13 protein-coding genes are annotated in these 12,460 nt (G+C 61.7%); 6 read left to right on the top strand and 7 right to left on the bottom strand.

Annotated elements, in window-relative coordinates:
- Positions 1-100: 100 nt before the first annotated feature.
- Positions 101-1,216 carry a branched-chain amino acid ABC transporter substrate-binding protein gene (locus tag ACSJLU_RS01125; RefSeq protein ID WP_025304902.1) on the bottom strand — a complete coding sequence of 372 codons (1,116 nt, stop codon included), beginning with the start codon at positions 1,214-1,216 and terminating at the stop codon, positions 101-103.
- Between the two features lie 405 nt (positions 1,217-1,621).
- Here ACSJLU_RS01125 and panM point away from each other — a divergent pair, with 405 nt between their 5' ends.
- The 3 genes from panM to ACSJLU_RS01110 are packed head-to-tail and all read left to right on the top strand — an operon-like array spanning position 1,622 to position 5,290.
- Positions 1,622-2,014, top strand: coding sequence for an aspartate 1-decarboxylase autocleavage activator PanM (gene panM, locus ACSJLU_RS01120; protein WP_049209366.1), 393 nt, complete (start codon positions 1,622-1,624; stop codon positions 2,012-2,014).
- Complete coding sequence (locus ACSJLU_RS01115) at positions 2,011-3,228, top strand: DUF3142 domain-containing protein (RefSeq protein WP_342096811.1); 1,218 nt, start codon at positions 2,011-2,013, stop codon at positions 3,226-3,228. Before panM ends, ACSJLU_RS01115 begins: the two co-directional genes overlap by 4 nt.
- Before the next feature lie 43 nt (positions 3,229-3,271).
- Positions 3,272-5,290 carry a hypothetical protein gene (locus tag ACSJLU_RS01110; RefSeq protein ID WP_342096816.1) on the top strand — a complete coding sequence of 673 codons (2,019 nt, stop codon included), beginning with the start codon at positions 3,272-3,274 and terminating at the stop codon, positions 5,288-5,290.
- Between the two features lie 63 nt (positions 5,291-5,353).
- On the opposite strand, the gene rpoH is transcribed toward ACSJLU_RS01110, so the two are convergent.
- The 4 genes from rpoH to ftsY form a co-directional block, all read right to left on the bottom strand.
- Positions 5,354-6,211, bottom strand: coding sequence for an RNA polymerase sigma factor RpoH (gene rpoH / locus ACSJLU_RS01105; protein ID WP_004934345.1), 858 nt, complete (start codon positions 6,209-6,211; stop codon positions 5,354-5,356).
- 317 nt (positions 6,212-6,528) lie between these two features.
- A complete protein-coding gene (gene ftsX, locus ACSJLU_RS01100; RefSeq protein WP_025304898.1) occupies positions 6,529-7,482 on the bottom strand; it encodes a permease-like cell division protein FtsX in 954 nt (317 codons plus the stop codon).
- The gene (gene ftsE / locus ACSJLU_RS01095) at positions 7,472-8,143 is read right to left on the bottom strand and encodes a cell division ATP-binding protein FtsE (protein ID WP_004934337.1); all 672 of its coding nucleotides are present in this window, start codon (positions 8,141-8,143) and stop codon (positions 7,472-7,474) included. Before ftsE ends, ftsX begins: the two co-directional genes overlap by 11 nt.
- A 5-nt stretch (positions 8,144-8,148) precedes the next feature.
- A complete protein-coding gene (gene ftsY, locus ACSJLU_RS01090) occupies positions 8,149-9,729 on the bottom strand; it encodes a signal recognition particle-docking protein FtsY (RefSeq protein WP_439041050.1) in 1,581 nt (526 codons plus the stop codon).
- Between the two features lie 242 nt (positions 9,730-9,971).
- Between ftsY and rsmD the strand changes: the two genes are divergently transcribed.
- A complete protein-coding gene (gene rsmD, locus ACSJLU_RS01085; protein WP_042783457.1) occupies positions 9,972-10,592 on the top strand; it encodes a 16S rRNA (guanine(966)-N(2))-methyltransferase in 621 nt (206 codons plus the stop codon).
- Positions 10,582-10,854: a DUF1145 family protein gene (locus ACSJLU_RS01080; RefSeq protein ID WP_004934327.1), complete on the top strand. Its 273-nt coding sequence runs from the start codon at positions 10,582-10,584 to the stop codon at positions 10,852-10,854. The genes rsmD and ACSJLU_RS01080 overlap by 11 nt, the downstream gene beginning before the upstream one ends.
- A 3-nt stretch (positions 10,855-10,857) precedes the next feature.
- On the opposite strand, the gene ACSJLU_RS01075 is transcribed toward ACSJLU_RS01080, so the two are convergent.
- Entirely contained in the window at positions 10,858-11,214 is a 357-nt protein-coding gene (locus tag ACSJLU_RS01075; protein WP_025304895.1) for a DUF2500 domain-containing protein, read from the bottom strand.
- A gap of 159 nt (positions 11,215-11,373) precedes the next feature.
- On the opposite strand from ACSJLU_RS01075, the gene ACSJLU_RS01070 reads away from it, so the two are divergent.
- On the top strand, positions 11,374-12,000 hold the full coding sequence (locus tag ACSJLU_RS01070) for a lysoplasmalogenase (RefSeq protein ID WP_380827907.1): 627 nt from the start codon (positions 11,374-11,376) through the stop codon (positions 11,998-12,000).
- A 40-nt stretch (positions 12,001-12,040) separates the two neighbouring features.
- Here ACSJLU_RS01070 and ACSJLU_RS01065 read toward each other — a convergent pair whose 3' ends face one another.
- Entirely contained in the window at positions 12,041-12,418 is a 378-nt protein-coding gene (locus tag ACSJLU_RS01065; RefSeq protein WP_025304893.1) for an AprI/Inh family metalloprotease inhibitor, read from the bottom strand.
- Positions 12,419-12,460: the final 42 nt, after the last annotated feature.

The raw sequence follows: 12,460 nt of genomic DNA, 5'->3' as shown, positions 1-12,460 counted from the left end.
GCGAAACCCGCCGGCGCAGAACCGGCGGGTAAAGGGAGACGGGGCCGGCAAGCCGGCCCGCCGGGCGCAACAAGCCGCGCCCCACCCTAATCATTATGGCTTATTTGATCGGTGTGGACGTGCCGTTGGCATGCCATTCGAACACGCCGAACTCGAAGCCTTTCAGATCGCCCTTGTCATCCCAGGTCAGCGGCCCCATCACGGTCTCCACCGGCTTGCCGGTTTTCAGATCCTTGACGATGTCCGCCGGCTCCTGGCTGCCGCTGCGCTCCATGCCGGTGGTCAGCGACTGCAGCGCAGCATAGGTGGTCCAGACGAACGGGCCGGTCGGATCCAGCTTCTTGGCTTTCAGCGCATCGACGATCGGCTGGTTAGCAGGCACCTGATCGTAGCGTTTCGGCAGCGTCACCAGCATGCCTTCCGAGGCGGCGCCGGCGATGTTGGACAGCGAGGAGTTGCCCACGCCTTCCGGCCCCATGAAGCGAGTGGTCAACCCGGCCTGCTTGGCCTGACGCAGGATCTGGCCCATTTCCGGGTAGTAACCGCCGAAGTACACGAAGTCGATATTTTCTTTCTTCAGGCGCGCCACCAGGGTGGAGAAGTCTTTGTCGCCGGCGGTGATGCCTTCGAACATCGCCACTTCGGTGCCCTGTTTTTTCAGGCTGTCGCGCACCGAGCGCGCCAGGCCTTCGCCGTATTGCTGCTTGTCGTGCACCACGGCGATGCGCTTCGGCTTGATGTCGCTGAGGATGTATTTGGCGGCGGTCGGGCCCTGATCCGAATCCAGGCCGGTGGTGCGCAGGATCATCTTGTAGCCGCGGGTAGTCAGATCCGCGTTGGTGGCCGCCGGGGTAATCATGATCACGCCTTCGTCTTCATAGATATCGGACGCCGGCTGGGTGGATGAGGAGCACAGGTGGCCGATCACGTAGCGAATACCGTCGTTGATCACCTTGTTGGCGACCGCAACTGCCTGTTTCGGGTCGCAGGCGTCGTCGTATTCCACGCCGACCAGCTTGTCGCCCTTGATGCCGCCCTTGGCGTTGATGTCGGCAATCGCCTGGCGCGCGCCGGTAAACTCCATGTCGCCATACTGCGCGACCGGGCCGGACATTGCCCCGACGATCGCCACCTTGATGTCTTTCGCCATGGCCGCCTGGCTCATGGCCATCGCAATACAACCCGCCAGCAGTGCCTTACCTGTTGTTAATTTCATCCGCAAATCCCCATCTGTCGTTGTGAACGTACCTGTTGTGTTTGCCTGCGCCCGATCGTTATTGACCGCTTTTGTTATAAGTAATAATGATTTAGGCGTTTTGTCGGCATTATTTTCTAATAAGACTTTATTTTTCATGCCATTAAACAGGAATTTTCTTCTGCAAATCAACTTCATCTGGCAGAAACAAGCGGTGTAAACAGGATAAAATTCGAATTAAATCTGCGCTCTTTACCTTGAGGCGTAGTGCGTTGTGCTGGTTAACAATCCGTTTACTAACTATTTACTCGGAAAATGCCCCGTGCAAAAAACATATTGCACAGTAATCGTACAGAAAAACTTACACAACGCTCTGCACAAGATCTATTACACTGTCGACATCATTTAGCTGCGCGGAAATTCTGCATGAAACTGACCATCGAGCGCCTGACCGCGCTGTCCCCGCAAGACCTTATCGACCTCGGTAAAATTTGGCCGCACCAGCAGCCGGAACAGTGGCAAGGCTGGCTGAGCGACGGCAAGGCGCTGTTTGCCGCCCGCTTCAACGAGCGTCTGCTGGGCGCGGTGAAAATTGCGCTGCAGGACGACCGCGCCGAACTACAGGATCTGCTGGTACGCGAAGTGACGCGCCGCCGCGGCGTCGGTCTTTATCTGGTGCAGGATGCACAGCGTCAGCTGCCGCAGGTCGCCCACTGGCAGCTGTCGACCGCCGGCCTGGCGCCGCGTGAACGTGGGGAAGTCGATAACTTCATGCGCGCCTGCGGCTTCGCGCCGCAGGGCGATCTCTGGCAAAAATGAAACGCCGGCTGGCGGCGCTGGTCTTGATTGCGCTGGGGTTGGCGGCCTGGTTCGCCGGGCGCCAGCAGGCGCTGCGCCTGGCCTCAGGCTGGGATCAGCAGGTTTATGTCTGGCAGCGAGTTTGGACGCCGCAGCACGCCGATGCGCTGGCGAGCAGCCGCGATCTGTTCGGCGCGCTGCGGGTGCTGGCGCTGCAGGTGCATCCGCGTGAAGGCTGGCGGGAAATCCCGGCCGATCTCAGCCTGCTGAAGCAGGACGGCCGCCCGCTCTGGCTGGTCGCACGCCTCGACGGCCAGCTGCCGCAACTGGACCAAGAAGCCATTATCCAGCGTCTGCTGGCGATCACCCAACGCTGGCAGGCGGCCGGGCTGCCCGTCACCGGCGTCGAGATCGATCATGACGCCGCCACCGCCCGCCTGCCGGGCTACCAACGCTTTCTACAGCGGCTGCGCCAACGGCTGCCCGCCGCTTTGCAACTCGGCATCACCGCCCTGCCGGCCTGGATCGGCTCACCCAACCTGCCCGGCGTACTGCAACAGGCCGACAGTTCCGTCCTGCAGGTGCACGCGGTGCTCTCGCCGCAGCAGGGGCTGTTTGACGGCCCCTTGGCGCTGCGCTGGGTGCGGCAGTACGCTGCCGCCACACCGAAGCCGTTTCGCGTCGCGCTGCCGGCCTACGGCATGGCGCTGCTGGGGTTTGATGCGCAGGGCGCGCAGGTGGAGAGCGAATCTGCGCTGCGCGTGGCGGGCAACGGCCGCGAGCTGACGGTCGCGCCGCAGCAGATCGCCGATTTTCTGCAAACGCTGGCGCAGCAAACGCCGCCCCGGCTGCGCGGCATTCTCTGGTTCCGCTTGCCGCTGGCGGACGATCGGCGCGCCTGGTCGCTCGCCACGCTGCGAGCGGTGATCGAGCACCGGCCGCTGAACGTCGACTGGCAGGTAAAATTTAGGCCTCAGCCACAGCAAAACGGGCTGTATGATCTGATAATTCATAACAACGGGCCGGTGGATGCCCCGCTGCCGCAAGAGGTGGTCATCCGCGCCGACGACTGCCTGGCGGCGGACGCGGTCGGCAACTACCGGCTGGAATCCGCACCGCAACGGCAACGCTTTATTCGCATCAGCGGCGACCAGCTGCGCGCCGGGCAATCCCGGCCGCTGGGCTGGCTGCGCTGCCAACAACTGACGCCAGGAGGCACCCTTGTCACACCTTGATACGCGCGCGGCACGGAACACCCGCCGCCTTCTTCCGCTGGCCATGCTGATCGGCGCCGCGCTGGCGCTGCCGCTGAACGGCTATGCCTGCGGCCCGGATTTTCCTAACCGGCTGCTGATCGACCGCAACGGCACCCTGCTGTATATGCCGGAGGGCAATTTCGCCTTCGAAGCCGGCCGGCTGGTGCCGATGGATAAACAGTTGCCGCACTGGCAAGCTCCGCCGCCGCCGATGCCGCCGAAACCGATGCCGCAATCGCCGGAAACGATCGCGATCGGTAAAATGCGCGCAGCCAAAACGGTGGAAGAGGCTGACGCCGTCAATACGCAGGGGTTGTCCAACGCCGCGCGTCTCTATCAACTGGGCGCCGTCGCTTTCGCCAGCCACGATCCGCGCGCCACAGACTATTTCCAGCAGGTGCTGAAGCTACCGGCCGCCGAGCAGAGCGACTGGGGACTGCGGGCGCAGTATTCGCTTGGCCGCGTCCTGATGGCTGACCACGGTACACCGGTGAATGAATCCGGTGAAGCAGTTCCCGCCGCCGAGCATCCGCCTAAAGCCGAACTTGAACAGGCGCTGACGGCATTCCAGCAGGTGATCGACCGGGTGAAAAGCGGCGCCGCCGATCCCGAACAGTTGGCATTGAGCAGCCTTGGGCAGCAGGCGCGCATCCACCTGTGGCTGGGTGACGTCGCCCCCGCCGCCCACCTCTATGCGCAACAGGCGGCGCAGGGCGATCCGAACGGCGGGCAGTCGCTGCAGTACGTCTCCAGCCTCCTGGTCAACCCCGACCATTTGTACACGCTGAAACAGATTATCGGCGATCCGTTGATCCAGCAGTTGGTGACCATTGAGCTGTTCGCGCGCAGCGGCAACCTGCAAATGGCGGATACCGACGGCAACGGCCGCTCCGCCCAGATCATCAGCCAGATCCTGACGCTGCTGGACGGCTCAGTGAAAAGCGGCTTCGCCGGCAGCGATCGGCTGGCGGCGTTGGCTTACCGTTCGGGGCAGTACCCGATGGCGGCGAGCCTGCTGAAAAACGCCGGCGACAGCGGCCTGGCGTGGTGGCTGCGCGCGAAAATGGCGCTGCGCGACGGCGACGTGAAAGCCGCCACTGCCGCCTACGCCAAGGCGGCAAGCGCGTTCCCCGCCGACGAAAGCTGGGGTGAACAACGCAACGCCGACTTCGTCGCAGAAACCATCGTGCCCGAGTGCCGGGTGGCCGGCGAACAGGCCATCCTGGCGCTGAACCGCGGCGACTATCTGCAGGCGATGGACCTGCTGTATCGCGGCAAAGCGCTCTACTGGGCCGACGTGGCCGACGTGGCGGAACGGGTGCTGACCGTCGATGAGTTGAAAGGTTTTGTCGATAAGCACGCACCGGCGCCGACGACGCCGCTCAAGCCGGTTAATCCGGACGACTACGGCGGCCAGCAGATCACGCCGGAAGTGCAGCTGCGCGAACTGCTGGCGCGGCGGCTGATGCGCGCCGGACGAGCGCCGGAAGCGCTGGCCTATTTCGATATCCCCAACTACCGGCAAGCGGCGCAGCAGTTCGCCGACGAACTGAAGGCCGCCAAGGACAAATCCGCCGCGCCGCTGACGCGCGCGCAGGCTTACTATCGCGCCGCCAACCTGCTGCGCGCCCAGGGGCTGGAGTTTACCGGGTATGAGATGACGCCGGATTACGCCATCTATGGCGCCGGCTATTCCTATCTGGGGGATGCGTTCGATACTCGCGAGCTGAAGCATAAAAGCTGGATCGACAGCGCAGAAGCGGCGCGCGCCAAGGCGGCGCTACCGGAGGAAGACAACCGTTTCCTGCACTATCGCTGGCAGGCGGTGGGGCTGGCGCAACAGGCGGCCGATCTGCTGCCGCCGAAGAGCCAGGCCTATGCCGCCGTGCTATGTAACGCTGCCAGCTGGGTTATCAAGCGTGATGCCAAAACCGGCCGTGCGCTTTATCAGCGCTATATCAACACCGGCACCCGTTATCCGTGGGCGGCGAAATTCGGCTACGACTGCCCGGCGCCGGACTTCACCGCCGTGGCGCCATAACGCCGAATTTCAGGCACTAAAAAGCCCGGCTTGCCGGGCTTTTTTATCGAATCTCGCATCGACTCAGGCTTCGATCGCCATTTTGAGTTTCTTCATGGCGTTCTTTTCCAGCTGACGCACGCGTTCGGCGGAAACGCCGTACTGATCGGCCAGCTCCTGCAGCGTCGATTTGTTGTCATCATCCAGCCAACGGGCGCGGATGATATGCTGGCTGCGCTCGTCCAGACCTTCCAGCGCATAGGCCAGTTTGTCTGCGGCGTTGCTTTCCCAGTTATCTTCCTCGATGCCTTCGGCGAAGTCCGAGCTTTTGTCCTGCAGGTACAGCACCGGCGCCATCGACTGGCCATCGCGGGCCTCGTCGTCCGGAGTCGGATCGAACGTCATGTCCTGCGCCGCCATGCGAGATTCCATCTCGCGCACGTCTTTGCTGGTTACGCCCAGCTCGCGGGCCACCAGTTCCACTTCGTCCTGGTTGAACCAGCCCAAACGCTGTTTGGTTTTGCGCAGGTTAAAGAACAGCTTGCGCTGCGCTTTGGTGGTCGCCACTTTCACGATGCGCCAGTTGCGCAATACGTACTCGTGGATTTCCGCCTTAATCCAATGCACCGCAAAGGAAACCAGACGCACGCCGACTTCAGGGTTGAAGCGGCGAACGGCTTTCATCAGGCCGATATTGCCTTCCTGAATCAGATCCGCCTGCGGCAGACCATAGCCTGAATAGTTGCGGGCAATATGAGCGACAAAGCGCAGGTGAGACAGGATGAGCTGCTTAGCGGCATCCAGATCGCCCTGATAATGCAGCCGTTCAGCCAGCTCCCGCTCTTCCTCTGCCGTCAGCATCGGATAGGCGTTGGCTGCCCGGATATAGGCTTCCAAGCTACCTTGGGGTACTAAGGCTAAAGTTTGCATTTCTTTGGTCATTCAAACCCTCTCTATGAGAATACAAAATCATGCAGGTGATTATTACAGCGGGGAAATGATTGATTCTACGGCAGTTGCTGAAGCAAAAGCGGTTCCACACGCCGGGCACCTTAACATTTGCTGCAATTTTTGACCGTACTCCGCCCTAAAAGTTCACCCTTTTTTGCAAGCATTGTCGCTGACAATACGTGACGAGGGTGAAGGCCGATAGGGAATTTGTGCGCTAAGAAGAGAGGGGTGGTGCTGACTTCGCTTGAGGTCACTCTTCTCCCGCAACGCGATCAAAAGCAGCAGGAGAAGAGTATACCAAAAAAATCTTACTGTGGTGTAAATCGGCGTAAATGTTGCACCGTCGCCAGCCAGGCGGCGATCCAGCCGATCATCGCGGAGATGATCAGCAGCAACAGCGCCTCATCCCAGCCCAGCCCGTGCAGGGTGAAGGTGGTGCCGAATACCTTGGCGACCCCGACGACCACCGACTCCAGCTGCCACACCAGCGCGCCGGAGAGCACCAGCGACAGCAGCGCGCCGGCAAAGCCCAGCATCGCCCCGCCGTTGAGGAACGGCCGCAGAATAAAGCCGTCGGTAGCGCCGATCAGCTTCATCACGTTGATGGTGTCGCGACGGCTGAAGATGCTCAGACGCACGCTGTTGCCGATCACCAGGAACACCGCCACGATCATCAGCACGCCGATGATCGCCGCGATCTGGCCCGCCAGCCCGGTCAGCGCCGCCAGGCGGGCAAACCAGCTGTCATCCATGCGCACTTCTTCCACGCCCTGCACCGCCGCTACGCGATCGCGCAGGGTGTTGAGGGTGTCCGAACTCTGGAAGCTCATCTTCGGCGTGACGATCGCCACCGCCGGCAACGGGTTCTCTTCCAGCATGTCCAGCGCGCCGCCAAAGCCCGACCAGTTGCGGAACTCGCCGCGCGCTTCTTCACGCGACAGGTAGTTCACCTTCTCCACGCCGGCTTCCGCCTTGATGGCGTCGAGCACTTTCAGCGCCGCGTCGTCATCGAGCGATTTATCCAGGTAGACCGTCAGTTGCGGCGTCGGGTACCACTGGCTGGCCGCGGTGCTGACGTTTTTCCACACGATGTAGCACACGCTCGGCAGCGTCAGGGAGATGGCGATCACCATCACCGTCAGCAGCGTCGCCAACGGCTGGCGCAGCATGTCTTTGATGGCGTTCATCCAGGCGTAACGCCACTGTTCGCGCCAGCCGCCGCGCAGCGCCTTGCTCTTGGCGGTTTTTGCGTTATTGGCCATGGTGAGCGCCCCCCTGCATGCGGCCCTGGCTCAGCGTCAGGATGCGGTAATTGCGACGGGCGATAAGCCCGGTGTCGTGCGTCGCCATCAGTACGGTCACGCCGACGCGGTTGAATTCTTCAAACAGGCGCAGAATGCCTTCCGACAGCGCATCATCCAGGTTACCGGTCGGTTCATCCGCCAGCAGCACCGCCGGCTTGTTCACCACCGCGCGGGCGATGCCCACGCGCTGCTGCTCACCGCCGGACAGCTGAATCGGGAAGTTTTTCGCTTTATCCAGCAAACCGACTTTGTCCAACGCGGCGGAAACGCGGCGGCGGATATCTTCGGTGCTGGCGCCGGCGATGATCAGCGGCATCGCCACGTTGTCATACACCGTGCGATCCAGCAGCAGGTGGTGATCCTGGAAGATCATGCCGATCTGCCGACGCAGGAACGGCACCTCGCGGTTTTTCAAACGGCTGATGTCGTGCCCGCCAAACCAGATGTGGCCGGCGCTGGGCCGTTCGATACCGCAAATCAGTTTCAGCAGGGTACTTTTCCCCGCGCCGGAATGGCCGGTCAGAAACGCCATTTCCGCCGGGCGCAGATGGAAATCAACCCCCTGCAGCGCTTGCCGTCCGCCCAGATAAGCTTTACTGACCTGTTCAAAGCGAATCATCCGTATTAATCCTCTCGGGCAAAAAGTGCCTCAATAAAATCGTCAGCCTTAAACGGCCGCAAATCTTCGATGCCTTCCCCGACGCCGATATAGCGGATCGGGATACCGAACTGATCGGCGATGGCGAAGATCACCCCGCCCTTGGCGGTACCGTCCAGTTTAGTCAGCGTGATGCCGGTTAAGCCCACGGCCTCATTAAATAATTTCGCCTGACTGACCGCATTCTGGCCGGTGCTGGCATCGAGCGTCAGCATAACCTCATGGGGGGCCTGGTCGTCCAGTTTTTTCATGACGCGGACGATCTTCTTCAGCTCTTCCATCAGGTGCGATTTATTCTGCAGACGGCCGGCGGTATCGGCGATCAACACATCGATGCCGCGCGCCTTGGCGGCCTGCACCGCATCGAAGATCACCGAAGCGGAATCCGCGCCGGTATGCTGCGCCACCACCGGAATGCGGTTGCGTTCGCCCCACACCTGCAGCTGCTCCACCGCGGCGGCGCGGAAGGTATCCCCCGCCGCCAGCATCACCGACTTGCCTTCCGCCTGGAACTGACGCGCCAGCTTGCCGATGGTGGTGGTTTTACCCACGCCGTTCACGCCGACCATCAGGATGACATACGGGGTTTTACCGCTGACATCCAGCGGCTGATCGACCTTGGCCAGAATTTCGGACATTTCCTCCTTCAGCTTGCCGTACAGCGCTTCAGCGTCTTTCAGCTGCTTGCGGCTGGCGTGCTGAGTCAGGGAGGTGATGATCTTGCGCGTGGTCTCCACGCCGACGTCGGCGATCAGTAGCTGTTCTTCCAGCTCGTCGAACAGGTCGTCGTCGATCTTTTTACCGCGGAACAGCCCCATAAAGCCGGAACCGAGGTTTTGCTTGGTCTTCAGCAGGCTGCGTTTCAGGCGAGCGAAGAAGCCTTCTTTGGTCGGGCGTTCCTGCTCTTGCGCAGCGGCCGGCACCACAGGTTCAAGCGGCGCTTCTTCCGGCTCCGGTTCAGGTTCGACGATTGGCTCGGGTTCAACGACCGGCTCGGGTTCAACGACCGGCTCAGGCTCGACCACCGGCTCAGGTTCGACGACCGGCTCGGACTCAACCACCGGCTCAGGCTCGACCACCGGCTCAGGTTCGACGACCGGCTCGGACTCAACCACCGGCTCAGGCTCAACCACCGGCTCAGGTTCGACGACCGGCTCAGGCTCGACGACCGGCTCAGGTTCGACGACCGGCTCAGGTTCAACCACCGGTTGCTGCTGCGCCACCACTTGCTCGGTGACGCTGACGATCTCTTCAGCCAACGCTTGCGGCGCCGCCGGATGTTCAGCCGCCGCCGGCAGGTTTTCCGCGATTTGCTCGCCGGCCTGACCGTTATCCCACTCCCCCGGGGTGTCGACGGAGGCGGCAGGTTCAGATTCCTGGGCGGGGAGCTTGTCATCCAGCTTGGCGGCGGCCGGTTCAGCCGGCGTCTCCGCGGCCTGAGGTTCCGCCTGCTCTACCGGCTGCTCAGGTTGCTGTTGCTCTTCTTCCTTTTCCTTCTGGCCAAAGCCCAGCCAGGAGAAAAACCCACGTTTCTTATCTTTTGCCATGTTATGACTCTACTCCGTACCGAAGGCTCGCTTACCCTACATACCTGAAGGATATATGCTGACAATAATCCGCCGAGTCTATCACTTTCCCTCGCGCAGCAACACGCATCCGGCATGCTTTCCGGTGTGAAATCAGACAACAACGTTTTACCGTTCCCCCCGACGCCCGTCACCGGTAGAATAGGGACAACTTTTCGTTAACCTCTGCGGCCCCGCGCCGCAAAAGAAATCAAACAACGCTTATGACAAGACTCTCGCCACGGGCCGCGGCCAAAAAGCCGCCCCAGGCCGCAGCCGGACAGATCCGCATCATCGGCGGCCAATGGCGCGGCCGCAAACTCCCGGTGCCGAACAGCCCGGGGCTGCGCCCCACCACCGATCGGGTACGCGAAACCCTGTTCAACTGGCTGGCGCCGGTGATTCAGGGCGCGCGCTGCCTGGACTGCTTCGCCGGCAGCGGCGCATTAGGGCTGGAAGCGCTGTCGCGCTATGCCGGCAGCGCCACGCTGTTAGAATTCGAGCGGCCGGTGGCGCAGCAACTGGAAAAAAATCTGGCGCTGCTGCAGGGCAAAGGGGTAGTTATCAACACCAACGCGCTGAGCTGGCTGGCGGGCGACGGTCAACCGTTCGACGTGGTGTTCCTCGATCCGCCGTTTCGCAAAGGCCTGCTGGCGGAGACCGTCTTGTTGCTGGAGCAGCGGGGCTGGCTGGCCGACGAGGCCTGGATCTATGTAGAAGCCGAGGCGGAAAGCGCCGCGGCGGACGTGCCTGCCAGCTGGCAGTTGCACCGGGAGAAGGTCGCCGGCCAGGTGGCTTATCGCCTTTATCTTCGTTCGCAAGAGAAAACCGACCATGCTGATTAATCTGGGCCGCCTGCTGATGCTGTGCGTGTGGGGCTTCCTGCTCTCTAACCTGTTCCATCCGTTTCCCAAGCCGCTGAAGTATTTCATCGACGTGGCGCTGTTCTTTATGGTGGTGATGCACGGCCTGCAGCTGGTGCTGTTGAAATCCACCCAGCCGAAGGATCAGCCGATCAGCTACTGGCAAGAGGCCAAGATCTTTATCTTTGGCGTGTTTGAGCTGCTGGCCTGGCAAAAGAAACAGCCGCCCATCAAGAAAAAGTGACCGCTACGGCTGAACGGTGAACGAGACGAAGCGCGTGCCCTGCATGTTTAACGTGCCGTGCGCGCCTTTTTCTATCGGGTTGTACTGCCATTGCTTCAGCCGCAGCGTAATGTCTTCACCGCCCTGGTTCGGGCTGAACACCACCTCGTAATACATCGGCTCGTTGACCAACGGCTCGCGCTGCGGCGCACGGGTCTTGGCGACCGGGAAGCTCCGCTTGTCGCTCACCGTCACCTGCAGACTGCGCATCGGCGCACGATCGTTTTCCGCCTCCTGCTGGCGCTGTTTGAAGTAGCGTTGCGTGGCCAGCACGGCGATCAACGCAATGACGGCGACAAAAAATAACGGTGGCTTACTCATCGGTTTCCCATTTCCTTCACGGCCAAATCGGCGTAAACATAGCATTCTCAAGAAAGCATTGTCGATCGTCGGCAGGCTACCTACACTGAAATAAGAAGTGACATGGGTGACAGTTTGGAGCCGGTGGTTGCGGCTCCCTCCTACATAAGGATGACATCAATGAGTTGGCCGTTCCTTGCCGTATTCTTTTCCGGTTGGCTGTTCGTCGACGCCTCTTACCGCGGGCCGCGCTGGCAGCGTTGGGTGTTCAAACCCGTCACGCTGTTGCTGCTGTTGCTGCTTGCCTGGCAGGCGCCGGTGCTCAGCGCGGCGGGTTATCTGATCGTACTCGGCCTGCTGGCGACGCTGATCGGCGATGCGCTGCTCCTGCTGCCGCGCGAGCGGGTGCTGTACGCCATCGGCGCCTTTTTCCTGTCCCACTTGCTGTACACCCTGAGTTTCGCCAGCCAGATGACGTTCAGTCTGTTCTGGCCGCTGCCGCTGGCGCTGCTGGCGATCGGTGCATTGCTGCTAGCCACCCTTTGGACCCGGCTGGAAGAGATGCGCTGGCCAATCGTCACCTACGTGGCGATGGCGCTGCTGATGGTCTGGCTGGCAGGCGAGCAATATTTCCTGCGCAGCACCGATTTCGGCTTCTCGCTGCTGGCCGGCACCTCGCTGCTGCTGCTGGCCAACGTGGTTTGGCTGCTCAACCGTTACCGCTTCACCTTCCGCGCGGCGGACGCCATCGTGGCTTTCTGTTACTTTTCCGGCCACTTCCTGATCGTGCGTTCGCTCTACCTGTAGAGACCTGCCGCGGGTTCGGCGCGCCGAACCCGTTTCTTCATCAAGCCAGCGCTTTCAACGTCAGGGCATCACCCGCACCCAGCTGATTGCGGTACAGATCGCCGTCGCGCGAGAAGAACGCCAGCGTGCTGCCATCCGCCTGCAGCAGGGCGATGCCGTCCGGCGCCGGGCGCCAGCCCACCACCTCGGCCGCAAATACGCTTTGCAGACAACGCTGCCGATCCACCAGCTGGTAGCCGTTGGTCTCGCTTTGCTCATTGGCCAGAAACTCGATTTGGCATTGCCTTTCGCTGTCGGCTACCTGCCATTGCCCCGCCAGCGACTGCGCGGTCGGCAGCGCCAGACTGCCGGCCATCACCGCACTCGTCACCATCATGCCTCCCGCCGCCAGGGCGGCGCGCGTTAAAGTACCTTTCATACCGGCTCCCACATCACGCCCGGCCGAGACTGCGCCGGGCGC

The organism is Serratia bockelmannii (assembly GCF_051803255.1).
GTDB classification, from domain to species: Bacteria; Pseudomonadota; Gammaproteobacteria; order Enterobacterales; family Enterobacteriaceae; genus Serratia; species Serratia bockelmannii.
This window is presented reverse-complemented; position numbering and strand designations above follow the sequence as displayed.

Bases quoted from the DNA above. Each gene is read 5' to 3' on its own strand.
- ACSJLU_RS01110 (WP_342096816.1), top strand. From the start codon at position 3,272: ATGCTGATCGGCGCCGCGCTGGCGCTGCCGCTGAACGGCTATGCCTGC.
- rpoH (WP_004934345.1), bottom strand. From the start codon at position 6,211: ATGACCAAAGAAATGCAAACTTTAGCCTTAGTACCCCAAGGTAGCTTG.
- ftsY (WP_439041050.1), bottom strand. From the start codon at position 9,729: ATGGCAAAAGATAAGAAACGTGGGTTTTTCTCCTGGCTGGGCTTTGGC.
- ACSJLU_RS01075 (WP_025304895.1), bottom strand. From the start codon at position 11,214: ATGAGTAAGCCACCGTTATTTTTTGTCGCCGTCATTGCGTTGATCGCC.
- ACSJLU_RS01115 (WP_342096811.1), top strand. From the start codon at position 2,011: ATGAAACGCCGGCTGGCGGCGCTGGTCTTGATTGCGCTGGGGTTGGCG.
- panM (WP_049209366.1), top strand. From the start codon at position 1,622: ATGAAACTGACCATCGAGCGCCTGACCGCGCTGTCCCCGCAAGACCTT.
- ACSJLU_RS01065 (WP_025304893.1), bottom strand. From the start codon at position 12,418: ATGAAAGGTACTTTAACGCGCGCCGCCCTGGCGGCGGGAGGCATGATG.
- ACSJLU_RS01080 (WP_004934327.1), top strand. From the start codon at position 10,582: ATGCTGATTAATCTGGGCCGCCTGCTGATGCTGTGCGTGTGGGGCTTC.
- rsmD (WP_042783457.1), top strand. From the start codon at position 9,972: ATGACAAGACTCTCGCCACGGGCCGCGGCCAAAAAGCCGCCCCAGGCC.
- ACSJLU_RS01070 (WP_380827907.1), top strand. From the start codon at position 11,374: ATGAGTTGGCCGTTCCTTGCCGTATTCTTTTCCGGTTGGCTGTTCGTC.
- ftsX (WP_025304898.1), bottom strand. From the start codon at position 7,482: ATGGCCAATAACGCAAAAACCGCCAAGAGCAAGGCGCTGCGCGGCGGC.
- ftsE (WP_004934337.1), bottom strand. From the start codon at position 8,143: ATGATTCGCTTTGAACAGGTCAGTAAAGCTTATCTGGGCGGACGGCAA.
- ACSJLU_RS01125 (WP_025304902.1), bottom strand. From the start codon at position 1,216: ATGAAATTAACAACAGGTAAGGCACTGCTGGCGGGTTGTATTGCGATG.